Here is a 25259-nt window from a genome sequence, read left to right on the forward strand (position 1 = left end):
AGTAGTCCTTCCACGCGTCTTCGAGTTCTCCCAACGCCTCCAGCAGGTTTGCGTAGTCCAACCCGAACGTCTCGGCAACATTCTTCACGCTGGCCCTACCACCTAGCAGGGTCATGAGGACCAGTGCTAACTCGACCTTCCTGCTCCTCCCGTTCCTCCTGATCACGCCCAGGACTTTGTTCACTGCCTTGACCAACTTCTCCTTAGCTAACTCGATTTGTCCTTTTCCGTTTGACATCTTTTCAGTATGAAGACGTCTAAAATTAAAAACTTCTCGCTAATACCGACTTCTTGGTATTACCTCCCTAAGATTCCCATAACTGCTGTAAGAAAGAAATATCTGTTTTCCTCGGTAAATTAAAGAGTTTTGCACTACCAAAAGACACGTTAGGAGTAGTCTGGCTTTTCACACTCGGTACTGTGGGCTGGCTGATAATTGTAGGAATGGCTGCTATGAATATGAGGACGTATCTTGTTTATCCCGATAACTCGGCAGGAATTGGCCCCACGTACTATTTATCTCTCACGTTACACGGATGGAGTGCAATGTTCGGTGTTGTTCCTGACGCTGCGTTTGCCGTAATAGCGTTTTCCATGTATAAAAGCGGGTTATCAACAGTAAATGCAAAAAGAATTGCGTACTTGTTCTGGGCATCTAACTTAGCTCTAGTCTTCGCGCTTTTAGGTGGTCCTGACATGAGCTGGTATATGTATCCACCTCTTGCAATAGAGGAGAACAGTGTCTTCAAAGCTTTCCTGATATATCAATCCCCAGTCCTAATAGGACTTGCCTACATTGCTTTAGCTATCAACTCCATAGGAGGTACTATAATACCGATTATCCTCCTCGCTGACGCATACGCTACTAAACCTAAGAACCAGAAGCTGAATATATTCGCTGCTTACGGTGTAGCTTTTGCAGCAATAATAGCCTTAACCATGCCAGCTCTAAGTGCTGCAGAGTTATGGTATGCACTGTATTTCTTAGCTGGGATCCCGGTTGACTCATTGCTTTGGCTAATCCTCTTCTGGTTCTACGGTCATCCGGTAGTATATTACGTCCCGTTCCCACTGTTTGGAGCCTTATATTACTATATACCCAAAGCTGCTGGAAGAGAGTTATACAGCGAAAAGTGGGCTAGGATGAACATATACCTACTCGCGATAGGTTCGATGTTGATATGGGTTCACCACCTGCAAACTTTCCCTCTACCAGTCGTCCTGAGGTTATGGGCTAACTTCGCTACCTTGATCCTTGCTGCTGGTTCAGGTTTAACCGTGCTTAATCTAGGTCTTACTGTCCTCCTTTCGAATGGATACAATTACAAAGACCCGATAAGTATGTCGTTCCTGATAGCATTCATAGGATTTATTCTGGGAGGTGTTCAAGCATTACCTCAACCGTTCGACATAGTTAATCCCATAATTCACAATTCATATTTTATAGTAGGACACTTCCATTTAATAATATGGACGCTGATAATTGTAGGTTTTACAGGGGTATTCCTAGATCTCCTGAAATCCAGTAATGTCAATTTTGACTACTCGAAGATAGCTTCTAGATTAATCACAACAGGTATTCTACTCTGGACGGTTCCTTTTATGACGATAGGGTACTTAATGTCTGTGGAAGGATACCTAGGAATGCTCAGGAGAGTTATCGCATATCCAGCAATTTTCGAACCGTTTAACTTAGCTATTTCCCTCTTAGCGGAAATAGGAATACCCGGATTAGTATTAGCTATTTCCTCTGCAATAGGTGATTATATAATGAGAAAAGTAACTGTCGGTACAGATGTTTCTGTTCAGACTTCAACCTCGATTTCAATGAATATAGGAAAAGAGGTGAAAGTGGATGGCTGAGAAGGAAAGAGGGTTAGTAGAGGACATTTTAGATAGGGTCGGTGTTAAAGAGGCTCCGTTTTTTAAGACCCCTGACTATATGTATAATCCTTCCTATTGGTTAGGGGCTATGGTTGCTGGCGCATTTATTTATACAGTTATTACTGGATTGCTCTTACTACTCTACTATCAGCCGTCTTACGCGTATCAGTCTACAATGAACATAATATACCACGTACCGTATGGGCCAGTACTTCTCTTCAGTCACCTTTACGGCTCTTATATAATGATAGTTCTAGCATACATTCACATGTTCAGGAACTTTTACGTAGGGGCTTACAAGAAGCCAAGAGAGTTACAATGGATTACTGGAGTCCTTTTGTTACTCCTAACACTAGGTGCATCATTTTTCGGGTACAGTCTAGTTAGCGATGTGCTCGGAGTAAATGCAGTAGACATAGGAAGTGAGTTGATGGTGGGTACTGGGTTCCCTGGTGCGACCGTAATTGTTAACTGGCTATTTGGACCAGGTGCGTTAGCATCGATTTCAAGTAGTCCCTTAACTAGAGCTGAACTATTCGATAGATTACTTGGTTGGCACATAGTATTAGTCTTCTTAATAGGAGCCTTATTCGGATTCCACTTCATGCTCTCTGAAAGATACGGTATGACTCCGTCTAAGAAAGAGAAGTCTAAGGTTCCCGCTTATTATACAAAGGAGGAATGGAGTAAGTTTAACGAGTGGTGGCCTAGAAACGTAGTGTATATGTTATCAATAGTCCTTACTACATGGGGAGTTATACTCTTCGTGCCTAATTTGTTGGCAAATATAAACGGCTTACCGATAGTTATTAACCCTTACCCTGCACCGCAAGCCGGTACTCCACAAGCATCTGGAGTGCAGCCTTATCCGCCTTGGTTCTTCCTATTCTTGTACAAGTTTGTTGACTTCGAATTACCAAATGGTCAACCCTTAACTCCGGCCATGGTAATTGCAGCCTTAGTGTTCATGTTACTCGTTGTAATGTTACTGCCGTTTTATGAAAACAGCCAGTGGATGTATCTAAGGAATAGGAAGTTCTGGGTCTGGGTAATGACTCTAGCGTGGATATATCTAATAGAACTCAGTATCTGGGGTTATTACCAACCTGGTGTCCCAGCTCCCTTCGATCAACAAGTAGAACTGTTAGGCCCCCCGGCGGTAATAGTAGGACTTGTAGTGTTATTCTGGGGAAGAAGGGATAAAAACGATGTAAGTAAAGGAACTTGGTTCAGCTCTATCAAGTCTCTTAAGATGTCGCCTTTCACCGTGTTAATGGGCTCTGTAGCCGGTTTAGCTTTTACGGGAACTTTAGTAAACTTCTTCGAACAACCAGTTCTAGTGAACCTTATTGCTTTGATCCCACTTGGTATATTCACTTTCATATGGGTCTACAAGCTCGGTAGGGCGATAATAAGGAACGAAAGCACAACAACCTCCATGGGAGGTGGGTATAAGAGGAAAGACATTGCGTTTGTTGGGGTAGTAGTTATTCTAATTGTAGTAGCTATTTTGGCCGGTCTTATGTGGACTCTACCTTCAGTAGGTCCTCAAGCAACATATGCCGGTATGGACTTAGGAGTGATATTAATGCTATTCGGAGGGGCCCTTCAATTATATCATTATATAATATATGTAAAATAAGCTGAGCAGTTGAAAATTGTAAGTTGAGTATTTTTTTCTTAAAATATTGAGAAACAAAGGAGAAATAGGATTGTCTCTTTCTTATCTCAAAAGTAGAATTCTAGATAATGCTCCTTTAAACCACTCTAACTTATCAGGATCTAGGTATTTTATCCTTTCATCATAAGGGAATACGAAAGCTTTTTTGAAAACTCCTTCCTCATATATCAATTCTAAAACTTGATCTTCTACAAGGGATATATTTTCTGATGGTATCATGTTAACAATTAAGACTCTGACACCGTCATTCCACTTCTTTGCATATTCTATAGTTTCGGAAAGTCCAGTCATGTCCGTCAGGAACACATTAACGTTTTCAGTCGTTATATTGTCTTGAAACTTTATTGAATCAGTCTGTGGGTCAATGTTTGTGAGCAAGTCTGAAATAAGTATATTCCAAATAGAGCTATTATATATAATTCGTAACTTATCCTCGTCTATTTCAAGAAAAGAATCAGAATATAGGTACTTGTTTATATTAAAATAGTCCACAATATCGAACTCATCGTCCACAAGAACTCTTACTGTCTGGAAGGGATCTAGCTCTTCTATCAAAAAAGGGATCTCTAATGACTTTAAATAATATGCAGTAAGAACTGTGAACGTTGACTTTCCTATCTTGCTTATGGAACTCAAGAATCGTAATCTCTTTTTCATACAATATGTCTTTATAACTTAATCAAAAATAAGTATTAACTTCAATATAACACAGATTCAGATGTCTTCATATACTTTTCCCTCTTTATCAAAAATTATTCTTTGCCAGAAAAGAAAAATCATAATTGCACTCTTTTTATTAAAATAAAATATTTCATGAAGCTAATTAAACTTTAAATAAAAGGCTAATCTTCTGGTCGTATTAACCCTCTGGACTATGTGTGTTTTAGGAAAAAGTTTTAGTAACTATGTTAAGAGATATCATTGATGGCTAAATCAAAGAAGAGTAAAAAGGAGAGTAAGCTCATATACATACCTTTCATCATATTCGTAGTAATACTAGCTTTTCTAATAATCTTACCTTCCATAAAGCCTCCTACAACCCAGGCAAGCGAATCAATTCCATTCCTACATTTTGTTAAGGTCTCAAATCAGGACTATGCGTCATCAGCGAATATTGTCGATGTTTATTTAGTCTCTTGGGAGGGATGTCCTTACGGAGCTACCCAGTCATGGCCATTGTATCTAGCCTTAAGCCACTACGGTAAAATTAACGTTACCCCAATATGGTCTGATCCAGAACCATTGCCCTCACCTACTGGAGGTGTATCAACACCAATGCAAGTACCGGGCTTATTATTTCAGACTTTTATACCTAATGGAAGTGTACATTTTCATTTCTTCTACATGATAGGAAGGATGTTTACTAACAATGATAGTATTAGCCTGACAAACGGTACTATAGTCCCCTACTCTGGTGATTCCATAGTAACTTTAGAACAACAAGAACTCCAAAAGGATGTACCTAATTGGGTCTATAACTTGATAGCTAAATATGAGCTGAACACGCCATTTGGGCAGTACCCTAATTTAGCTGATGCTGGAAATCCTCCCCATATACCTACAGCAATATTAATAACGGGACCCAACGGCACCTGGATGATAATTGGATATGACCAAACGTTGAACTCGGTAGCTCCTTATTACTTCGCTACTTCGGGTTATACTCCACAAGAACTTTATGGAAATATTTCGAAAGGAGTAATACCTAAGGTTAACGTCACCTCTAACCCTTATGCATATGCTCAGTTAGAAACAACGTCTTACATACAAGAAGAAGCGCAACAAATATTGAACGTAATAAAAGAAGCTATGTAAGGTTGTGTTTTTTAGACCCATTATTTTTACAGTTTTAAAAACAACTGTAGTTGACTAAAAATTCTACAGCAGGAATTCCCTGAACCACCCTTTCGTTATTTTATTCCATAGTTCCACCTTATCCTTTAGCTCACATTCAGTGCATAATAATGGGTCTTGCCCTTTACTTTTATAGTACCAGAAAGATATAGGGTCTACTATGCTTATTGATTCCTTGGTGACGTTCTTTACTAACTGGATGTCATATAATAAGTTCTCGAGTTCAAACACTTCCTTTACGTATTTTGCACCTATACCTTTGGATATCACACTGTTAACGAAGTTGCTCACCAGCTTGTCGAAGGCTGAGTATTCAATGCTAAAGTCCCTTTGGGCGGCTAAAAAAGACGAGAGTAGGTATGCGTTAATAGTAAACTTTCCTTGCTCATGGTAATCCAGTAAGTCGAAGCCTCCTAATCTTACGAATTGCTGGCCGTCGTGGACAAAGTAACCTACATACAGTCCATTCTTTTTATTCTTAGAGTAATCGAGAAATTCAAGGGGTATAGGTTTAAGCCCTCCTTTAGAATTGGAAGTGAAGAATTTACCGCTCCTTTTAGGGATTTTCTTACCCATGAACTCTCCCTCACCAATATCTCCTTGATCTACGAACATGGCTGTAAAGAATGTGAAATCGTCAAGCGACGACAATGGGTTCCCCTTTTGAAGGTCGAACTTAATCGTGCTTAAAACGTAATTTAACGTTTGTAAGTCTGGATTAATAGGCGTTATAGCATCTCCTTTAACGTGTGATAACGACTTCACTATCTTATCCAGTGCTGTAAGGCTTAGGTTTTGCATAACCAGTGAGATCAGTTTCCCGTCACGGCTTAGTAACGGTAAGATATCGAATTCCTCAGGAAGTGTCCTCATCTGCTCTATTAGAAACTTAATGTCCTCCTTCTTGGGTTTGGGTTTCTCACTCTTAACCTCCCTTTGTCTTGACGTCCTTTTCTCTATACAACCTGGGAATGACGCCGAATTTGCGATATTTAACTCGTCTATTTGAGTTTGTAAGTAATCGGAGAGTTGACTTAACAAGCCTAAAACGGCTCGATGTATCGTAGACTTGTCAAAAGTCTCTCTGAGTTTCTTCACGTCTTCATTCTTACAAACATAAGCTAATACCGAAAATTCATCTTCCTTATCTAACATTATGGGAATGTTATTTGGAGTTGTCACCACTACGATTGAACCTGGCTGTGTGTGCTCAAGTAGGTAAGCGAGTAGGTCATAGGCTTTCATTTTACCCTTCTATTCTATGGTGGAATAACAATTAATACGTTTTAGCCAAAGATATTGAGGTTTTGGAAACCCTTGAATATTATGTAACCTAGAACAAATGTCATGGCAATTACCATTACATAGCCCGTTACTGGTTCCTGAGATAAGGGATAAGGAGAAGGCGGAATATTGTAGAAGGGGTAGGATATTACCAAGATAACGGCTAGAGTTGTATCCCCTAACATCCACAAGACCAACAAAAGTAGCTTTTCGATTAACCTCATATTCTTAACACCCATACCGAGTAGTACTCCTCCAAAAAACATTGATAATTCGTCAAGGGCTCTAAACGGAATTTCTGCACCTCCTAAAACAAAGAGTTGAGGAAAATGCCAAAACACCACTAAGAGAGACCCGAGGTAGCCCAATAATGAAGTTCTAAACTTATTACCCCAGTAGTAATACCCGATAAGTGAACCTGCGAACACTAAGGCATAATGTGATGCCATAAATACAAATTCTTCATTAAACATCAAGTCTTCCACTGACGGGTTAATGAATGTCAAAGTTATCACAATAGAGGCTATTAAAGGTCTCTTATCGTTGATCTGTAATTTCTTCATAACTTTATTTTTTGAAACTGTAAATAAAAGGCTTTTTTACTCTGGTTAGAGTAGGATAAGTATGAAAGCTATAACGATAAAGCCTAATATTATAGGAGTAGAAGTGAGAGACGTCGTTGTAAAAGAGACTTTAGGTAGAGGTCAAGCGTTGATCAGAACAGTGATGACGGGGATATGCGGGACTGATAGGGGATTAGTAAGCGGAAAGATCTCATTTGCTTATCCACCTGAAGGTTTCTCGTTTTTAATCTTAGGGCATGAGGGTTTAGGTAGAGTTGAGGAGATAGGAGACGGTGTAACTACATTGAAAAAGGGGGACTATGTAGTACCGGTAGTTAGAAGAGGGTGTGGTCAATGCTTGAACTGTAAAATAGGAAGGCAGGATTTTTGCGAAACGGGAAAGTTTGTCGAGGCTGGAATAAGAGGAAAGCATGGATTCATGAGGGAGTTGTTTGTAGACGACGAGAAGTATCTGGTCAAAGTTCCAGAAGAGGTCAAAGATGTAGCTGTCCTCACGGAGCCCTTGTCTAACGTGGTGAAAGCCACGGAAGAGCTTCTCTTTGTCCAGAGAAGAATGATATGGACTTGCGAAGACTCCACTTTCGAGTGTAGAAACGCCTATATAGTAGGAACCGGTCCAATAGGGACGTTTTTCGCCATGACTTTGAGGACTCTAGGTTTTCAAGTCTATTTGCTTAACAAGAGGGAACCAAGCGAGACGGAAAGATACATCTCGGAGAAAATAGGGGCAGAGTTTTACGACACGAAATTAGGTATCGATAAATTACCCGATGCAGACCTCATAGTAGATACGAGCGGAGTTCCTGAAGCCTTCCTTCCGCTTATGAAAAAGATGAGACATAATTCAGCTCTAATCCTCTTCGGGACTATGGAAGGTGAAAAAGCGGAGATGATGTCAGACCTGGTGACCGAGATCGTGGAAAAGAACATACTGATAATTGGCAGTGTTAACGCCAGTAAAAAGGACTTTCAGGGTGCATTGAATTACCTTTCCATATGGAAGTACCGTTATGGAGATGTTCTGAACCGTATGATAACCAGTAAAGTTGAAGTGGAGGAAGCACCTGAAGTTTTATCTAAAAAAGTAAAGGGAGAAATAAAGACTGTGATTAAATGGTCTTAACGTAGTTTCTTAGAACTCCTATTCCAGTGACCTCTACCTCTATGACGTCTCCTTCTTGTAGGTATTTTTTACCTGAGAACTCAGCTACTCCAGCAGGAGTACCTGTAGTTATTACATCTCCAGGCTCTAGAGTTATTCCCTTGCTCAAGTAGGCTATCATATCCTCTACACTGAAGATCATGTCCCTAGTAGTGCCATCCTGAACTATAGTTCCATTTAACCTCGTTATTATTTTGAGTGAGTAAAAGTCTTTTATTTCGTCCTTTGTAACTATCCATGGTCCTACCGGTAAACCTGTATCGAGGCTTTTTCCCATAACCCAGTTCAGCCCATAAGGGTGTACTTCGGGAAACTGGTAATCCCTAAAACTTACGTCATTAACAACCGTAAAACCGAAAACATAATCCATGGCATCTTCTTTTCTTACGTTCTTAGCCCTCTTTCCTATTACAATACCTATCTCACCTTCATAGTCAGTCCTCTTTAACTCCTTAGGGATCAAAATATGATCCTCAGGACCGATTATAGCATTCGAAAATTTTGTAAAGAAATAAGGAAAGGGTGGAGGGTTCATGAGAGTCTCTGAGGAATGAGACTTAAAATTTACAGCCGGTAGAAACACTTTCTTAGGGGATATGGGTGGTAAGAGTTTTTTAACCTCAGTCTCTTTCAGCGGTAATCTCTCGACTATGTCGAAGGCTTTGATAACGTTATTAATGTTATTGAATACACACTCCATCCCTTCTTTTTCGAATTCGAAGAATTTACCTCCTTTATTGACTACAACTACTTTTCTTCCGTCTTCCAATTGAGCGAAGCCTAATTTCATGTTTATTATAAAGTCGTGATCAAATTAAATTTGTGCTCATCATCAATGACGAGATAGAAGTAAACAAGGATGAGAGAGTAATCCTTTTAGGTAAGAATGGTAGTGGGAAGACAACGCTTATAAAAAGGGCTCTGTGTCTTGGAGAACCAATTAAAGTAACTATTGACGGAGAAGACTTCTGTAAAAAGAGAGATTACTCTTTGCTCTCTGCAGTCTTTCAGGAGCCCTCTACACAGATTCTCGGACTCACTTGTGAAGATGAGTTAAAACTTCAGTCCTTGTTTCATGATGTCGACTTTTCAATCCCGCAGAGGATTATGGGTGAGTATTTTAACGTTAACTTCTATAAGTTGTCGGACGGGTATAAGAAGAGGTTCGTCATCTCTACAGTCCTAGCCTCAAGACCTAAGCACATAATGTTAGACGAGCCCTTTGCTAACCTCGATAAGTACGCAATTCCCTTAGTTAAGGAAGCTATCCCAAAAGGGAGCTTGATCACGGAGCATAGAGTAAAAGAGGTAAGGGACTGGGGTGACAGATTTTATTTACTCACTAAGAAAGGGGTTAAAGAGATAGATAGGGACAAACTCTACGACGAGAGGTTTCTGAAGGAGAACGGGTTGAGAGGCTTTAGCTTACAGACGATCCAAACACCTTTAGGCAAAGTGATATTCGAACAAGATTGGATCAAGGTGAGAGAAGGTGAGGTATTCTGCATAGTAGGTAGAAACGGGATAGGTAAGACTACGATGTTGAAGAGTCTTGTTGGGAAAATCTACTTAGTTTTTCAGAACCCCGACTTGCAGTTCTTTAACCCTACTGTGAGGGATGAAGTTAAAGACGAGAAAGCTCTGAAATTATTTAAATTGGACGAGATTGCGGATAAGAGCCCTTTCCCGTTGAGTTACGGTCAGAAAATGAGGGTCCTGATTGCTTCAGCTTTCGCTTCTCCCTATAAGGTGATCGGTCTTGATGAGCCCAGTGTAGGTATGGATGGCGATGCGCTTATGAGTTTTTATGATATGATCAAGACGTTGAAGGAACAGGGAAGGGGTATAATAATAGCAACTCACGACGAAGATCTTATATCGATATGTGATACGGTGGTAGATTTAGAGGAAAGGCGACGCTTAAAACAAACGTGATAACCCCTAGTAAGATAAAGAGTAAATCTAAGGAAGTTGGTCTTAGGTTTAATCTCCCCCTATATTCTCCGTAGAGTTTTATAGTATAGGCTATGTACAAGTCTTCAGCTACCTTTACCATTTGGACGACTAAGGGCAGAAGGAGCTTAGAAGGTTTGAGACCTATCTTTCTTGCTTTTGCATTAAACACTATCTGAGATACGATCTCGTTAAAGAGAGGAAAATAAGCTAAACCTACTACTAACGGGACCCCTTTCTCTTTCAGTATATTGAGGACTGTGCGGTAGTCTACATACTCCGACATTAGGAAGTACAAGTTTAAGTAAGTAAGTGCCCTTACGGTGAATATGTATAAGTTGAGTTTATGAAATTCCGAGAGAAGGAGAAAGGATAGAAGAGAGATCAAAACCTCGATCAAGACTACATTTCGCTTTCTAAAGAGCAAAGCCAGAGTTACTAATAACGGTAAAATGGAATTGGATAGAGAAGAGGAAAGGGCTACGGTTACCAAGAAGGTGAGTGAGTAAAAGAATGACGCTTTTGTGATCTTTACCAAGTTAGGTCACTCTTAAGGAGTGCGGCCGCCGGGATTTGAACCCGGGACCTCCTACGTCTCCTGCGAGCTCGTGGCAGGCAGGCGTCCTAATCCAGGCTAGACTACGGCCGCACTGTGAGTTATTACTTATACTATCACTTATTAAAAATTTTCTCGTTAGCAATTACATCTGAAGTATAAACTCTGCAGAAAACGTATTGCGTATTCATTATACGTACTTTTATACCACGAGCTAAGGTAAAAGTGTCGTTAGAGAATCGGTTTTCTTTTCATTCCATTGTGGCTGTGTCCTTCTCCCTTAAACCTCTCTTCTTCCCAGACGTTACCTCTTTCATGATATCCTCTTTCCTCCCAGAAGCCGTCCTGATATTCTGATGTAAAGTGAATAGCAGTTAACCATTTAGCACTTTTCCACGCGTAAAGGTGGGGTATAAAGGGACGTGCAGGAAATCCTGACTTTTTATCTAAAGGTTTTCCGTTCATCTTCAACGCTATTATTGTGTCCTCTGACAAAGCGTCCTCAATTGGAACTACAGAAGTGTATCCATCTAATGAGTAGAACATTACCCATTTTGCAGTGTCCTTCACCTTAGCTAAGGATGCTATCGTTTTCATCTTTATCCCTTCCCATTTTACACCAGCTACACTCCATCCAGTAACACAGTGGAAGTCCCTTATGTATTCTGTATCTATCATCTTCAGCAGTTCCTCATAAGTGAACTCCAATTTATTCTCCACTTCTCCTAATATCTTCAGTCTGTAACTCTGTATATCAACTTCTGGAACTCCTAATGCGGCGTAATATATGAATTTTTTAACGTATCTCTGACCAGGTGGAATCTGTTCTTGCACTAGAAAAAGTAAAGCGAGTGACTTAATAAAGTGGTGTTAAAATGATGCTAATACTCTGTATTTAGCCATTGTCTGGGCTTTGGAATAACAATTAAGAAGTTGGTTCACCGAAGTAGACCACCTGAAGTTCTCCTCCACCCTTCTTATACTATTCTCTCTGACCTTATCCCAAAAGTCAACACTTTCTGGTTTGTATATTAAGTTAGGGTTGTTAAGTATACTCGTATCTTTCTTCTCGGTAGCTATTGATAGTAGGAGAGACGTAGTGAGGGCTCTACCTAGCTCCCATATGTTTTCTGGCTCTACTAAAAACCCGGTTCCGTTTTCGCTGTCCCCCCTTATGTCTACTACGGTCTCTCTCAGCCCTCCTACAGCATATGCTACGACCGGTACTCCTAAAGCCATGGCTTCCACGGAGACTAAACCGAACGGCTCCCATCTGGACGGTATCGCGAAGACAGATGCTGCATAGAAGAACAGTTTATAAATATCATTAGGTAAGGACGTAGACACTATAATCCTAATATTTCCTCCTATTTCTGAAGCCTTATTGATTACGTCTTGAAGTAACCCATAATCTCCTGAAGGCAGCCCCAATATGATCAGTTTAGCATTGGGAATTACATTAAGTGTCTCCCTGAATGCTCTTATCAATAAATCTACTCCCTTCTGGTAAACCATCCTTCCCGCAAAGAGCACTAAAGGTCCGTCATCGACTCTGGCATAAGTCCAGTCGTCTTTGATCCCTATCCTGAAGCGATTATTCCAAAGCATATTCCCCGTTACATAATCCTCTGGTATAATCCTCAATCTCTCCAGTTCCTCATAAAGTCTCCTCCTTACGATATTCCTATCCGTGGTGTTGAACCTAGCTTTAGCGTATTCTATCGCCTCGTTTATGTTCCACTCAGTACCGTTGTATGTTACACAGCTCTTATTCTCTATCCAATTCCCTATGAAGTTATAAACGTCGTAAGTTAGGTAACTCTTACTTACGGTCGCTATCATATCCGCTTCATAGGCTCCAAACTTTTCTATGAAACCCGAGGACAGTTCGTCCCATACTTGTCTCGTAGTGTATAGTTCGTGTTTTATTACTTTCCATATGTAATGCGGGCAATTCATCAGACCTGCCCAGTCCTCCGATGCGTAATGCCAAGGAAATCCTACCTTGTTAATTAAATGAATTGTGTACACTAAAGGTACTATAATTCTCCTCGTTTCAAATACTTGTTTTGCCCCTACTCCTGCTAAAACTGAGTGCCAATCATGGACGTGAATAATTGACGGGACGTTTGAGGGTATAGAGAACTCCGAATATTTCATTACACCTCTTGCTAATAGAGCAGCCTTCTCGGTGATGTATGCATAAATGTTCCAATTGTCCATTAAGACCCCGGTATTGTAGTCTAGCCCCTTTACTAGGATCACGTTAAACCCGTCAAGTTTTCCTTCTTCAAATCCCAACTTATAGTGATATCTACTTCCGTCAAGTCCAACTCTGTCTCCTTCTGCGACTAAAGGTAACTCCCTGAGAGAAAGAAACTCCCTTAATTTAGGGTCTAAATGCCTCCCGTGACTGGGCATAATCACCGTTACTCTGTAACCCTTCTCTGCCAAGTTCTTGCTTAGATTATAAACTACTGGACCAAGACCTCCTAAACTAGCCACCTTTGTGAGTTCGGTAGAAATCATCCAAATGCTCTTGATTTCGTCGGACATCCAAAGTGATTCATATCTTCTCATTTAGACCACTCCTTAACATACTTCTCAAATTCCTTGTATTCTGGGTGATTTTTTAATACCTCGTAAAATTGCTTCAAAGTCCACACTTCTTTCCCCCTTTGCCCATTTACGTTAAATATGAAAGGCTCATTATTTATTCCTAGTTTATTCCTCATTTCTTCTTGGAATAATGTTATAGCGTAAAACTCGTTAATGAATGCATCAATAGGTGAATTGAAAGAATTAAAATAGGAGTGAACCTCAGCGGGCCCACCACTGCCTAAGAACATATAGTAATAATGATCACTAGTAGTGAAGTACCTCCACGCCTTGATATAATCACCGCCTAACTCTTTAGCTAACATTTCCGTCCTCCTCACCATCTCGTCAAATGCCCATTGCATAATATTTCCTAACCAACTAGACTCGTCTTTGTTTACGTCTGCCCAAGAGACAGTTTGGTCTAAGGGAATTTCGTCGTACACGTTTCGATAGACTTCCCGCGGTAAAACCATCTTAACGCCGGCTCTCGTCAGCTCTCTGGGTAACCAGCGTAGGAAGTCTAGGATCCCGCTTTCTGTCCAGTGATGCTCACCGAACGTCTCATAGTCTACAAAGATCATCCCCGTATCTCCCTCAGACCAGCTTACCCAGTCTGCAAATTTCTTAGCTGTTAAGGGATATTGATCCCATTTTCTGTTTGAAAATCTAAAGGCAATGTCATCACTTAGTCTGTAGTTCCTCAGAAATAGGGATAGGTTCGTTCCCTTAACCCTATAAACGTGGTTAGGACTTCTCCCTTTCAATAAACTTTCCTTTCCTTCTGTGACTATTGCCTTGAAACCCATCTTCTCCACTTCTTTCGCTATCCTGAAGTTAGTGATCAACTCCGTATTCTCGAAAGTCACCGGGTTTTGGTCAAAGAGTTCTTTTATTAACTCTATGTGCTTTTTCACTTGTTCTCTCCATTCGTCCAAATCTGCCCACAATGACGTGACCGAGTGGTAATAAGTTTGTGAAAGGAACTCGACTTTTCTGGTATAAGAGAGTTGTTGTAGGAGTTCTATTACTTCTCTCCCCCACTTTTCCGCCTGCTCCACGAAAGTGCCAGAGATAGAGTAAAAGAACTTCACGTCGTATCCTTCATTTTCGCCTCTTTCGATTTCCTCAAGGATTATCTTGGTTGCTGGTATGTAACATTTCCTCTTTACCCTCTCAAAGACCTCCTTATTAAGGGAGTCGTCAAAGTACTTCGATAACACTTCACTTCTATACATTGGATTCCAAAGAAAGTCCTTTCTTATCCTGAAAGGTTGGTGTACTTCAAAGCCTATACTGACGTGCCTCATATATATGTTTTATTAATCATTGTATAAAAATTATTAAGTGATGACAATCAGCATAGAAGATGTAAAGGTAATAATCCCGATAGGAGGAGAAGCGACCAGACTCAGACCTTTGACAGTAGAGACATCAAAAGCTGCCGTTAGGCTTCTGAACAGACCTTTAATTGAGTACACTTTACTGGAACTAGCTCGACAAGGGATAAAGGAGATAATTTTCGGTGTTAGGGGATATGTAAACTATCGTTCCTTGTTCGACTTATATAAGGAAGGAATCGGTTTTTCAGCTAGGTATCACATCAAACCTAGAGTCCACTTCAAGTACCAGCCAAGGGTTGATAGTATAGGAAATGCTGATGCCGTGAGGATAAACCTCGAATACTATGATATTCAAGAGCACTTTTTAGTGGTTCAAGGGGATAACTTATTCAAACTTGACATTAAAAAGGTTCTCGAGTTCCATGAGAACAAAAACGCGTTCATGACCATTGTGTTAAAGCCTGTTGAAAACGTGGAGGAGTTCGGAGTTGCTGAACTTGAAAGTGACAATAGAATTAAGAGGTTCGTTGAGAAACCTAAAAAAGAAGAAGCACCAAGCAATTTGGCGAATACTGGCTTATACGTCATTAGTCCTGAAATAAGGAAGGTCTTCAAGAGCGAGGAAGTTCAGGAAATGTATAAGATGGGAAAAATGGACTTTGGTAAGGACATAATACCGTACTTGATAAAGAAGGGATATCCCATTTATGGGTATATCACTAATGACTTATGGTTCGATGTAGGTACTCCCGGAAGGTATTTGGATGCGATGCTGACCTTACTGAAGACACTCGATGCTAAAGACATGCACGGGATTAGAATTGATCCCAATAGAAGGATCTTTGTTCAAGGTACGAGTCCAGACTCGAGGAAGAGAAGACTAGCTATCAAGAGGATGTATAAGAAGGGAGAGCTGAAGCTAGAAGGTAACATACTTATAGGGAGACATTGTCAGATAGGTAAGCACACATATATAGAGGAGTCGAGCATTGATAACTTTACAATCATAGGAGAAGGAGTGAAAATAGTAAAGAGCTCATTGATGGACAGATGCTATATCGGAGATTACGCTATAATTGAGAACTCAATTATAGCAAGACATGTAGAGATAAGGTCGTCAAAATCGAGACCTACAAGAATTATAAACAGCGTAATTGCAGAAGACGTAGTAATAGGAGAGGGAAGTGAAATTGTGAATTCCAAGATTTATCCTCATAAGCTTATTAACGCCGAAAGTAAGTTATACGATACAGTGCTCACATGAGGGCTCTTAGCATAGGCAACGGCAAGATACTAGTGAACTTAGATGAGTTCGGTAGGATCATCGATCTTTACTACCCTTATATAGGAATGGAAAATCACACTAACGGTAAACCCGTAAGGCAATATATATTTACAGATAGACTATACCAAGATGTTGAATGGAAGACGAGCCTTTCTTACCTTGACAACACGAACATAGGTGAGGTTAAAGCCGATACAGACAACAAGTTATCTCTCATCGCCTACGATTTCGCTGACCTATACGAGCCTTTATTTTACCGGATTATTAAAGTATACAACAAGTCAGCTGAACCTGTGAAGGCAAAACTACTTTTTCTCTTTGATTTAGACCTTTACTCAAACCCTTACGGAGACACAGCATTCTATGATCCTGAGACGAATGCAATCATCCATTACAAGTCTAAGAGGTATATAGGAATAAAACTTCTGGGAATCATGAAAGACTTCAACGAGTTCACCGTAGGAAAAAATGACATTTTTGAAGATGTAAATGACGGCAACCTGAAAGGAAAGACTATAGAAAACGGAAACGTTCAGTCAGCATTAGCCTTTTCCTTGTCGCTAAATCCTTTAGGTAGCGAAAAAGCTTACTTAACAATAGCTTTCGATAGGACATTACAAGGTTTAAGAAAACTTCTTAAGAGGGTTACATCGACGGAAATTGAGTCCTCGTTCACAAACTCGTATATGTTCTGGAAAAACTGGTTCAACAAGTTTAAGACAAAAGAGATAGATGAAAAGCTTCGAGATTTATTCCAGATAAGTCTATTGGTAATAAAAAATCACATGGATCAGAACGGCTCAATCATAGCCTCTTCAGATTACAGTTTCGTAGGAGTCTATGGTGATTCTTACACATACTGCTGGCCTAGAGATAGTGCAATAGCTGCTCATGCACTGGACTTAGCTGGTTATGGGGATCTTGCTGTTAAACACTATGCGTTTATTTCAAAACTCATAAGTGAGGATGGATTCTTATTCCATAAATATAATCCAGACAGTACGCTAGCAAGTTCATGGCATCCTTGGTTGATGAATGGTAAGAGGATTTATCCAATTCAAGAAGATGAAACGGCTTTACAAGTTTGGGCTATCGCTAAGCACTACGAATATTATAAAGATATAGACGTGCTAGTCTCGATTTACAAGGATTTTGTTAAACCCGCTGTAAGGTTCATGATGAGATATATTGAAGACGGTTTACCGAAGCCCAGTTTCGATTTATGGGAAGAGAGGTATGGAATTCACATCTACACAGTATCAACTGTATTCGGAGCGCTTAAGTCGGCATCAAGGCTAGTAGCAGACATGGGAGATGAGGTGCTCTCAGGAGATATGATAACTATTGCCAGATATATGAAGGAAGAGGCTCTAAAAAGGATGGTTCATAACGACAGGTTTGTAAGGCGTTTGGACGAATACGGGAACAAGGATCTCACAGTAGATGCAAGCATGTATTCTCCTTTCTTCTTCGAAATGGTAGAGCCAGAACATGTAGTTATGAAAAACACAATAAAGATTATTGAAGACTTACTAACGGTTAACGATGGGATCATAAGGTATGAGAACGACTACTACAGAAGGGAGAAATCTCAGCCTAATCCGTGGATAATAACTACCTTATGGGTGGCAGAGTATTACGTTGAAATAGGGGATATTCAGAGGGCTATGAAGTACGTAAAATGGGTAATGGATAGAGCTTTACCAACCGGTTTGCTTCCAGAGCAAGTTTATCCAGACTCTTTGCAGAGTTCGTCTGTAATGCCTCTAGTGTGGTCTCACTCTGAGTTCATAATTACCTTAGATAAACTAATAACTATTAAATAGTAAATTAAAGTGTGTTACCGCCGGAGGAATGCGAAAGGCGAGAATGGCTCTTATCTCTTAGAACTGGAGGATATTCCTCTTCAACCATTTGCGGTATAAACTCAAGGACTTACCACGGGTATCTAGTAGTACCTTTGAACCAACCCCACAAAAGATATGTGATGTTGTCTAAATTTGAGGATTTTTTGATAACCGATGAGGGCGAATTTCCAATAAGTACCAACCATTACGAAGGAACATATTATCCAGACGGATATAGGTACTTAAAGGAGTTCAAGTGGGGCAGGAATTACGTAAGATGGGTTTACGAAGTGAACAACGTTAGGTTGGAAAAGACTTTAATAGCTCATGGATTTGAAAATGCTATAACTATAGAATACAAGGCGACCGATGGGCGAGTTAAAATTTGTCCTTTAATTACCTATCGCAGCCACCATCTTGTAACTCCTAAATCTACATTCTTTGATGTTCACTTTCAAGGACAAAAGGCTAGGGTAGTAAAAGATGGCATTCCCTTCCTGAACTTCCTATTTGAAAGCGGTATCAACGCGGAGATGACCGGATACTGGTACTATAACTTCTTTTACGTCTTAGACTATGAGAGAGGTTCAAACCACAAGGAAGATCTCTTCAACCCATTCTGCGTAACAAGTAAGGATAACACCTTAATAGTTCACGTATACTATGACAAATATGGTTACGAAAAACTAAAGGAAAATCCCTATGACGTTCTAAAGCTCTTAGCAAGTGCCTCAACTGACTTTCTGGTCAAGGGGAAAGAAGGTTGGGCTATTATTGCAGGTTATCACTGGTTTGACGAGTGGGGTAGGGATACATTCATATCCATGGAGGGGATTTTACTCTTAAACGGATTGTATAAACTTGCTGAGGATATAACTACACGGTATCTGAGCCACTCCGAGAGGGGGATGTTACCAAACCACATAACACCCGAAGGTGAACCCATTTACGTCGGTGTTGATATCAGCTTATGGGCGATAAATACAGTTTACAAAATTTACACCTACAGTGGCGATAAGGAATTTATCAGGAGAATTTATCCTAAACTTCAGGAAATAGTCGAATGGTATTCTAAGGGAAACGGGATAGTTTATGTTAAAGATAACTTATTATTTCACAAAGGAGCGCCGAGAACGTGGATGGACGCAAGTTATAACGGTAGGATAGTTACACCGAGAGAAGGTGCTGCAGTGGAAATAAACGCATTATGGTATAACGCGTTAATGGTCATGGACTTTTTTTCTAAACTTCTAGGAGATAAACAAGATTATTATGTAGAAATGGCCGAAAAAGTTAGAAACGCCTTCAACGAGAAGTTTGTAGCAAGTTGGGGTCTTTACGACTATATTGACCAGTATATGATACCGGATAAGTCCATAAGACCTAACCAACTTTTCGCATTATCATTACCCTTCAACGTTTTACCCCCAGAAATGGGCAAGGTAATGCTTGCTACGATTGAGAATGAACTTCTGAGACCCTACGGGCTCAGCACACTTTCCATGAGAGATCCCAGATACAAGCCCATCTATAGAGGAGATAGGGCTAGTAGGGATGAAGCTTATCATAACGGTCCTATATGGCCTTGGTTGATAGGAGCTTATATAGACGCTAAATTAAAAGTCGAGAGTGATCTGATAAAGGCAAAAATGCTCATCGATATCTTTAGACCCCTACTGGATGTGATTAAGGAGAATAACGGATATATTCCTGAGCTATTCGAGGATATACCTCCGTATCTAGCAGGTGGTTGTATAGCCCAAGCGTGGAGTGTAGCTGAAGTTTACAGAGGGTTTAACAAAGTGATAGGCATTTAGGGTACCTTGCTGACTGAAGGTAAGAATTATAAACGGCAAGTTGGAATAGAAAACCATGATAATAAAAACACTCATGCTTCCAGACCCTCCAATAGTTTCCGTAAGGGATAAACTGGTCGAAGCATTTAAGAAAGTTAACACAAGAGGTATAGGAAGAGTTATAGTAACTAATGAATCAATTGAAGGGATTATATCCACTCGTGATTTACTTACTTTCGTTACGGAAAGGTGTGAAGAAGGTTGTGATAGAGGAGATATATTCGCACTTATTGAAAAACAAGTCGCACAAGTTATGACGCCTAGACCCGTTTACGCTTATGAAGATGATGATGTGATGGATGCATTAACATTAATGGTAGCTAGAAACTTCGGAGCCCTCCCAGTTTTAAATCGAGAGAAAAAAGTATCGGGTATTGTAACAGAAAGGGAACTACTCCTAATTTTCCAAGATTTAGACGAGTTATTTCCAGTGAAAAAGTTCATGACCAAAAAAGTGAGTACTATCTATGAAGACGTCCCGGTGTTTGAAGCTGTAAAATTAATGATCAGGAGAGGGTTCAGGAGATTACCTATAGTTGATGATCAAAATAAAGTTAAGGGTATAATAACCGCGGCGGATGCGCTAAAACTCTTTACTAAAGCTGTGGTTAAGAGTGATCCAGACATGTTCTTCTCAAAGAAAGTCCCACAGGTAGCTACTAAAGATGTTCTAACTATAGACCCAGAGAAATCTATAAATGAAGCCGCAAGTACTATGATCATGAAGAAAGTAGGTTCGCTTCTGGTACTGAAGGAAGATGGCACAGTAGGTGGTATAATTACGGAAAGGGACTTGATAATAGCTTTACATTATCAACTACATATAAGAGGAGAATGATATCTCTTCTGTAACTGATAAACATGGATAAAAAATTACTATGTTATTTCGTAAAATAGTACAATAAAAGTATTGTGAACCAACTTATGCGACCTATGTATAGACAAGTTATTACAATTTAAAATGTTAAACTTACAATGAATGGAATTAAAAATTAATTCTTTGTAACCAATATTTATAATGATGAAGGTGGAAAGAGAAATTAAGATATCACATCCAGTCGATGTCGTGTTGCAGATATTTGCTGACCCAAGCTTCACAATCCCTAGGATATTTCCTAACGTTAATAGAATTAAAGTAGATGGTGAAAAGTTTGAAGCTGAGGGAAAAGTTGCATTATCCTCTTATCATTCAACTGGGAGAGTGTTCCTTGGTTACAATGAAGTGAAGTATGTGTATGATTCTGATAGAGGAGGAGGTGTACTTAAAATAAGTAAAGTTAATGAAAACATGATTAGGATCACGTTAGAGTATGACGGCTCGCTTTTAGCCAGAATAGAATCAATTATAGTTAATTCTAACCTTAACAAGCTGGAAAAGAATATAAACGAGGAGATTAGGTTAGAGAGGATAAAACGTAAAATCTAGTTCCCCTTTCTTATCATATGGAAATAGTTTTCTCTCCGGATGCACCTAAACCGATAGGTCCTTACTCTCAAGCAGTAAAAGTAGGAAATACAGTATATGTCTCTGGACAAATTCCAGTAGATCCCAAATCTGGAGAAGTTGTTAAAGGAGGGATTAAGGAACAAACAAGAGTTGTACTCGAAAACCTGAAGGCTGTCCTAAAGGCTGCAGGATTTGAGTTAAGCGATGTTGTAATGAGTTTCGTGTACTTAAAAGACATGAACATGTTCTCAGACTTCAATTCCGTCTATGCGGAATACTTTAAGGAAAAACCACCTGCTAGAATTACAGTAGAAGTATCAAGGTTACCAAAAGATGTTTTAATAGAAATAGCTGTTATAGGCTCGAAAGGTTAGTTAAGAAAAAATCTTTTTCATTAGTCTTTCTACGTGGGGGCACCCGTATGGGCTTCCGTGCGTACCGTGCTCAACGCATGTCGCTGATATAGGTTTACCTTCGAATAATAATAGAGATGCTTCATCGTCCTCTATTATCTTATAGAATGCCCCCTCAAAGACTACTCTATATGCAACTTCTGCCATGTTTATATTCACCTTTGTTGTCTTCTTTTTAATCTCTATTACTATCAAAAGTAAAATATAAGCTTTTCTATGCATAAGCTTTGGGATTTTTAATTTAAGATTTTCATTGCATAAAGATAAGACAAAAAGATTTTCACTTAATATTATGATTATTTCATTTAAATACGTGATTAGGAAGGTTATTTACAGTCTGCATAGTAATTAGGGTATACGAATCCGTGAGGTTTTCAATATTTGCGGTTCTTCCCCTAACTAAGGTTAGAAGTAAGTTAACTAACCAAACCACTGTAGCTACATCGGCTATGACGGCACCGATAGACGCCACTAATTCGGCTGGTATAAATGTATGCGATAGAGGGAATATTACAATATTTACAAAAAATAACTTGTAGAAATAGACATGAGTAAACAAATAAAAGACGAGTCTAATCACTTAGACCAAGCTGACTCTTTAAAAGAATGGGGCTTAATAATACTGACATAATACCAAGGGTTCTTATTTAAATGGTATTATTTGTAGGCATATTAAATACATTAACGCGATAATCAGTTAATCATGTTCATACTTTTCACAAAGGATGGAGAATATTACCTCTATTTAGATGGTACTTTGAGAAAGACCCAAGAGAGACCTAAACTAAGAGGGGACTTGATCGGCTATGTTATCAGGTACGAGAACGGTAAAGTTAAGCTAACCTCTACTCCAGTTTACGACTCCTCAAAACTCGACGGTCTGAAAGAGGCGGTGCTTGTAGATCGTATAAAAGAATTTAATGGATATATCTTCCAAACTCCCGATTCTGTAATCCTACACTTCGGGGAGATCAGAGGTAATGCGGTTGAAAATATTCCTTACTTATTAGTTCACGGAGTACCCATACCTAAAGGAGACGTGAAAACCCTGATGAATTACATGGACACTAGTTATGAACTAACCAAGTACATGCTCAGGGAACACAATAACCCTGAAGTAGTAAGGGCTGCGGTAATCGCATTATCCCGCTTAAACAAGTGCAATGAGGCCATACAGCTTTACAATACTTTGACCTCGAAGTTCCCAGAGGAATCTTTAGCAGTAGCTGAGTGCTACGAGAAGGTAGGGGAAGAATTAGAAGCCCTGAAAATCTACTCCTTCTTCTCGGAGAACAAATATAGGGAACTAGAGAAGAAGTTAAGGGAGAGAGCTAACAGCTTAATAGACGAATTTGACAGAACCGGTAACGTTAAAGTGTTATTTGAAGCCTTGAAGGTAATACCGACTTACGATGCTCCAGCTCTTAAACTGGGCTGGTACTTCTTATCCAAGAAAAACTATAAGGAAGCTGTGAAGTATTTCGAAGAAGCAGTCAAGCTAAGAAGGGACTTCAGTAACTTGTTGGCTTTAGCTAACGCTTATGTTAAGAACCAACAGTTCGAACAAGCATTGAAAGTGATCGAGGAAGCTGAGAAGCTAAGGAGGAACTCGTCCACGGCTTATCTGAAGGGCTTAGCCTATGAGGCACTTAATTCCCCTTCAAATGCTATGAAGGAGTTCTTGTTTGCTTGTAAAGAGGGATTCGTTGAAGCTTGTAGTAAAGTAAAACCTTATATGCTCTACACACCTAGGGACGAGTTCGACCCGAACAGTTGGATAGGGTATGTCCTTTACGGTTACAAAGTAGAAAAGGTAATAGGTACTGGAGGAATGGGTTACGTTCTCATGGTGGAAAAGGGGATGAGAAAATTTGCTATGAAAGTGGTAAAGAAAGAGTTCCGTTATGACGAGTTACTTTATGAAGTAGCTAAAATGCAAGAGATATCTAAGGGCTCGACTAATTTAGTAAGGATATTTGCAAGTTTTGTAGATGAGAATTTTACAGACTACTACTCATCTCCACCGGCGATAGTTATGGAGTATATGGAAGGAGGGGATCTGAGGGAGATTTTAGTAAATTCGGAGTTTTCAACACTAAGGCATTCAAGTAAGTGGAGTCAAATAGTTGCCGTGATCTTTTCGAAAATAGCTGATGCCGTAATCCACATTAATAAAAACGGGTACGTGCATTGCGACATAAAACCATCTAACGTTCTGTTCACTTCAAGACTTCCTAAATACGGGGATGAAGCGCTTGATGTGTTAACTACAGGTAGAGTTGAGCCGAAACTTTCTGATCTCGGGTCGGCAGTGAAATTGGGTCTACCGGTCATTCACTACACACCGTACTATGCTCACCCAATGCAAAGGTTTGGAGGAAAGGCTGAATATAACTTTGACGTGTACTCATTTACTGTCTCACTTTACGTAGCGTTGACAAATAACTTCCCCTTCCCAGAGTGGTTGGAAAGGGAGATAGAGGAAGCAGTGACTGATCCATCTAAAAGAGAAATTGCTCTAAAAGACTTCTACAGCCTAGAACCCAGGTTGGATTACATACCCGAGGAGTTTCGTGATATAATTGAAAAAGGCCTTAAGGGAGAACTCTCTATGGAGATGATAAGTAGAGAATTAAAGTACATAGTACGTTATAACTATGGTATAGACCTACAAAGTAGTAATACCACCAGCACTACCGAAATATGACATGAGGACGGCATTCCTTTTCTTAACATAGTTGAAAAGTTTTGGCTATTTTCTTAATCTTTTGTTAAACTTATATTAATTAAAAATTTCGATTATTGTAATTTTATTAATATAAAGCTATATAATTTCCTAAATCAAATATAATATTACGGTGAATTGGATGGAAAGTCTCGACAAACAATTGTTGAACAATAAGGATTTCCGGAGTAGTCGTTTATTTGATTAACGTATTCTTATATGCATCGTTCTAATCGCATAAAGAGCTTAGGTTTTACTAAGGCTGACTCCCTCCTCGCCATAAAGGCGATAGTTCTCCTTATCGATTCTCTCTTACATCTATTATTTGAGGTGCAATCGAGAGGGTCAGCGACTCCCTCCCATTAAGATTTATGATTGCTATAACGTCACGGTCATTTTCATTACTATGATTACACTTAAACCAACGATAATCAACTTCCATCAGCTTTTTCCGCATTTAAGACATGAAATAGAAAAGTACTTTAGGATTGACGTAGTGTATTACAAAACCATGTGCTTCTTTGCCTGCCATTCAATTCAATACTACAAACGACGATATTACAGATGTAAACCCGAATCGATGAGGGGGAAACCTTGCCCTTCCAGGGCGGAGAGGAAGTCAGATCAAATACAGCTTATTCCTAAACTCCTTAGGTAGTTTATCAACGTTCTTAATGAGATTCATTAACCTTTCCAACTTTATATCGTTTGCCCGAGCCTTATAACTTCCTCAGCAACCCACCCTACTAACCTTCCTAGCAGCATCCTTCAGGTGAAAGAAGTGAAT

22 protein-coding genes, 1 tRNA gene and 2 pseudogenes are annotated in these 25259 nt (G+C 39.7%); 13 read left to right on the plus strand and 12 right to left on the minus strand.

Annotated features, from left to right (window positions below):
- A pseudogene (locus WIW72_RS10250) lies at nt 1-238 on the minus strand (IS701 family transposase); the annotation flags it as partial.
- A gap of 98 nt (nt 239-336) precedes the next feature.
- On the opposite strand from WIW72_RS10250, the gene WIW72_RS10255 reads away from it, so the two are divergent.
- Both WIW72_RS10255 and soxC read left to right on the plus strand, forming a co-directional pair.
- Nucleotides 337-1863, plus strand: a complete 1527-nt coding sequence (locus WIW72_RS10255; RefSeq protein ID WP_337699429.1) for a cbb3-type cytochrome c oxidase subunit I — start codon at nt 337-339, stop codon at nt 1861-1863.
- Nucleotides 1856-3526: a proton pump complex cytochrome B SoxC gene (gene soxC / locus WIW72_RS10260; protein WP_337699226.1), complete on the plus strand. Its 1671-nt coding sequence runs from the start codon at nt 1856-1858 to the stop codon at nt 3524-3526. Before WIW72_RS10255 ends, soxC begins: the two co-directional genes overlap by 8 nt.
- An 81-nt stretch (nt 3527-3607) precedes the next feature.
- Here soxC and WIW72_RS10265 read toward each other — a convergent pair whose 3' ends face one another.
- Nucleotides 3608-4222 (minus strand): hypothetical protein, encoded by a 615-nt coding sequence (locus tag WIW72_RS10265; protein WP_337699224.1) that lies wholly within the window; start codon nt 4220-4222, stop codon nt 3608-3610.
- Between the two features lie 267 nt (nt 4223-4489).
- Between WIW72_RS10265 and WIW72_RS10270 the strand changes: the two genes are divergently transcribed.
- The gene (locus WIW72_RS10270; protein WP_337699222.1) at nt 4490-5380 is read left to right on the plus strand and encodes a DUF929 domain-containing protein; all 891 of its coding nucleotides are present in this window, start codon (nt 4490-4492) and stop codon (nt 5378-5380) included.
- Between the two features lie 63 nt (nt 5381-5443).
- Here the strand turns inward: WIW72_RS10270 and WIW72_RS10275 are convergent, their stop codons facing one another.
- Together WIW72_RS10275 and WIW72_RS10280 are read right to left on the minus strand one after the other, a co-directional pair.
- Complete coding sequence (locus WIW72_RS10275) at nt 5444-6664, minus strand: hypothetical protein (RefSeq protein ID WP_337721433.1); 1221 nt, start codon at nt 6662-6664, stop codon at nt 5444-5446.
- Nucleotides 6665-6705: 41 nt separating this feature from the next.
- Nucleotides 6706-7266 carry a DUF1404 domain-containing protein gene (locus WIW72_RS10280; protein ID WP_337699220.1) on the minus strand — a complete coding sequence of 187 codons (561 nt, stop codon included), beginning with the start codon at nt 7264-7266 and terminating at the stop codon, nt 6706-6708.
- Between the two features lie 61 nt (nt 7267-7327).
- On the opposite strand from WIW72_RS10280, the gene WIW72_RS10285 reads away from it, so the two are divergent.
- Entirely contained in the window at nt 7328-8410 is a 1083-nt protein-coding gene (locus WIW72_RS10285) for a glucose 1-dehydrogenase (RefSeq protein ID WP_337699218.1), read from the plus strand.
- Here the strand turns inward: WIW72_RS10285 and WIW72_RS10290 are convergent.
- A complete protein-coding gene (locus tag WIW72_RS10290) occupies nt 8397-9239 on the minus strand; it encodes a fumarylacetoacetate hydrolase family protein (RefSeq protein WP_337721434.1) in 843 nt (280 codons plus the stop codon). The two genes, WIW72_RS10285 and WIW72_RS10290, sit on opposite strands and share 14 nt — an antisense overlap.
- 32 nt (nt 9240-9271) lie before the next feature.
- Between WIW72_RS10290 and WIW72_RS10295 the strand changes: the two genes are divergently transcribed.
- Nucleotides 9272-10384: an ABC transporter ATP-binding protein gene (locus tag WIW72_RS10295; RefSeq protein WP_337721435.1), complete on the plus strand. Its 1113-nt coding sequence runs from the start codon at nt 9272-9274 to the stop codon at nt 10382-10384.
- Here the strand turns inward: WIW72_RS10295 and WIW72_RS10300 are convergent.
- From WIW72_RS10300 to WIW72_RS10320, 5 genes are all read right to left on the minus strand, one after another.
- Nucleotides 10323-10940: a hypothetical protein gene (locus WIW72_RS10300; protein WP_337721436.1), complete on the minus strand. Its 618-nt coding sequence runs from the start codon at nt 10938-10940 to the stop codon at nt 10323-10325. The two genes, WIW72_RS10295 and WIW72_RS10300, sit on opposite strands and share 62 nt — an antisense overlap.
- Nucleotides 10941-10960: 20 nt before the next feature.
- A tRNA-Gly gene (locus WIW72_RS10305) sits at nt 10961-11051 on the minus strand.
- A 138-nt stretch (nt 11052-11189) separates the two neighbouring features.
- Nucleotides 11190-11792, minus strand: coding sequence for a sulfite oxidase-like oxidoreductase (locus tag WIW72_RS10310; RefSeq protein ID WP_337721437.1), 603 nt, complete (start codon nt 11790-11792; stop codon nt 11190-11192).
- 36 nt (nt 11793-11828) lie between these two features.
- Nucleotides 11829-13538 carry a glycogen/starch synthase gene (locus WIW72_RS10315; protein ID WP_337721438.1) on the minus strand — a complete coding sequence of 570 codons (1710 nt, stop codon included), beginning with the start codon at nt 13536-13538 and terminating at the stop codon, nt 11829-11831.
- The gene (locus WIW72_RS10320; protein ID WP_337721439.1) at nt 13535-14866 is read right to left on the minus strand and encodes a glycoside hydrolase family 57 protein; all 1332 of its coding nucleotides are present in this window, start codon (nt 14864-14866) and stop codon (nt 13535-13537) included. The genes WIW72_RS10315 and WIW72_RS10320 overlap by 4 nt, the downstream gene beginning before the upstream one ends.
- 40 nt (nt 14867-14906) lie before the next feature.
- Here WIW72_RS10320 and WIW72_RS10325 point away from each other — a divergent pair, with 40 nt between their 5' ends.
- From WIW72_RS10325 to WIW72_RS10350, 6 genes are all read left to right on the plus strand, one after another.
- The gene (locus WIW72_RS10325) at nt 14907-16163 is read left to right on the plus strand and encodes an NDP-sugar synthase (RefSeq protein ID WP_337721440.1); all 1257 of its coding nucleotides are present in this window, start codon (nt 14907-14909) and stop codon (nt 16161-16163) included.
- Nucleotides 16160-18010: a glycoside hydrolase family 15 protein gene (locus WIW72_RS10330; protein WP_337699201.1), complete on the plus strand. Its 1851-nt coding sequence runs from the start codon at nt 16160-16162 to the stop codon at nt 18008-18010. Before WIW72_RS10325 ends, WIW72_RS10330 begins: the two co-directional genes overlap by 4 nt.
- An 11-nt stretch (nt 18011-18021) precedes the next feature.
- Nucleotides 18022-19848, plus strand: a complete 1827-nt coding sequence (locus WIW72_RS10335; protein ID WP_337699199.1) for an amylo-alpha-1,6-glucosidase — start codon at nt 18022-18024, stop codon at nt 19846-19848.
- A gap of 55 nt (nt 19849-19903) precedes the next feature.
- Nucleotides 19904-20725: a CBS domain-containing protein gene (locus tag WIW72_RS10340; protein ID WP_337699197.1), complete on the plus strand. Its 822-nt coding sequence runs from the start codon at nt 19904-19906 to the stop codon at nt 20723-20725.
- Nucleotides 20726-20908: 183 nt separating this feature from the next.
- On the plus strand, nt 20909-21313 hold the full coding sequence (locus tag WIW72_RS10345; RefSeq protein WP_337699195.1) for an STK_08120 family protein: 405 nt from the start codon (nt 20909-20911) through the stop codon (nt 21311-21313).
- 17 nt (nt 21314-21330) lie between these two features.
- The gene (locus WIW72_RS10350) at nt 21331-21708 is read left to right on the plus strand and encodes a RidA family protein (protein ID WP_337699193.1); all 378 of its coding nucleotides are present in this window, start codon (nt 21331-21333) and stop codon (nt 21706-21708) included.
- Here the strand turns inward: WIW72_RS10350 and WIW72_RS10355 are convergent, their stop codons facing one another.
- Nucleotides 21709-21894, minus strand: coding sequence for a hypothetical protein (locus WIW72_RS10355; protein WP_337699427.1), 186 nt, complete (start codon nt 21892-21894; stop codon nt 21709-21711). It lies immediately after the preceding gene.
- Between the two features lie 218 nt (nt 21895-22112).
- Between WIW72_RS10355 and WIW72_RS10360 the strand changes: the two genes are divergently transcribed.
- Nucleotides 22113-22286, plus strand: coding sequence for a hypothetical protein (locus WIW72_RS10360; RefSeq protein ID WP_337699192.1), 174 nt, complete (start codon nt 22113-22115; stop codon nt 22284-22286).
- Nucleotides 22287-22450: 164 nt separating this feature from the next.
- Nucleotides 22451-24454, plus strand: a complete 2004-nt coding sequence (locus WIW72_RS10365) for a protein kinase domain-containing protein (protein ID WP_337699190.1) — start codon at nt 22451-22453, stop codon at nt 24452-24454.
- Nucleotides 24455-24770: 316 nt separating this feature from the next.
- Here the strand turns inward: WIW72_RS10365 and WIW72_RS10370 are convergent.
- Nucleotides 24771-25184: pseudogene (locus tag WIW72_RS10370) on the minus strand (zinc ribbon domain-containing protein); the annotation flags it as partial.
- Nucleotides 25185-25259 lie beyond the last annotated feature (75 nt).

Origin of the sequence: Stygiolobus sp. CP859M, assembly GCF_037389975.1 — an archaeon.
In the GTDB taxonomy this organism is placed as follows: domain Archaea; phylum Thermoproteota; class Thermoprotei_A; order Sulfolobales; family Sulfolobaceae; genus Stygiolobus.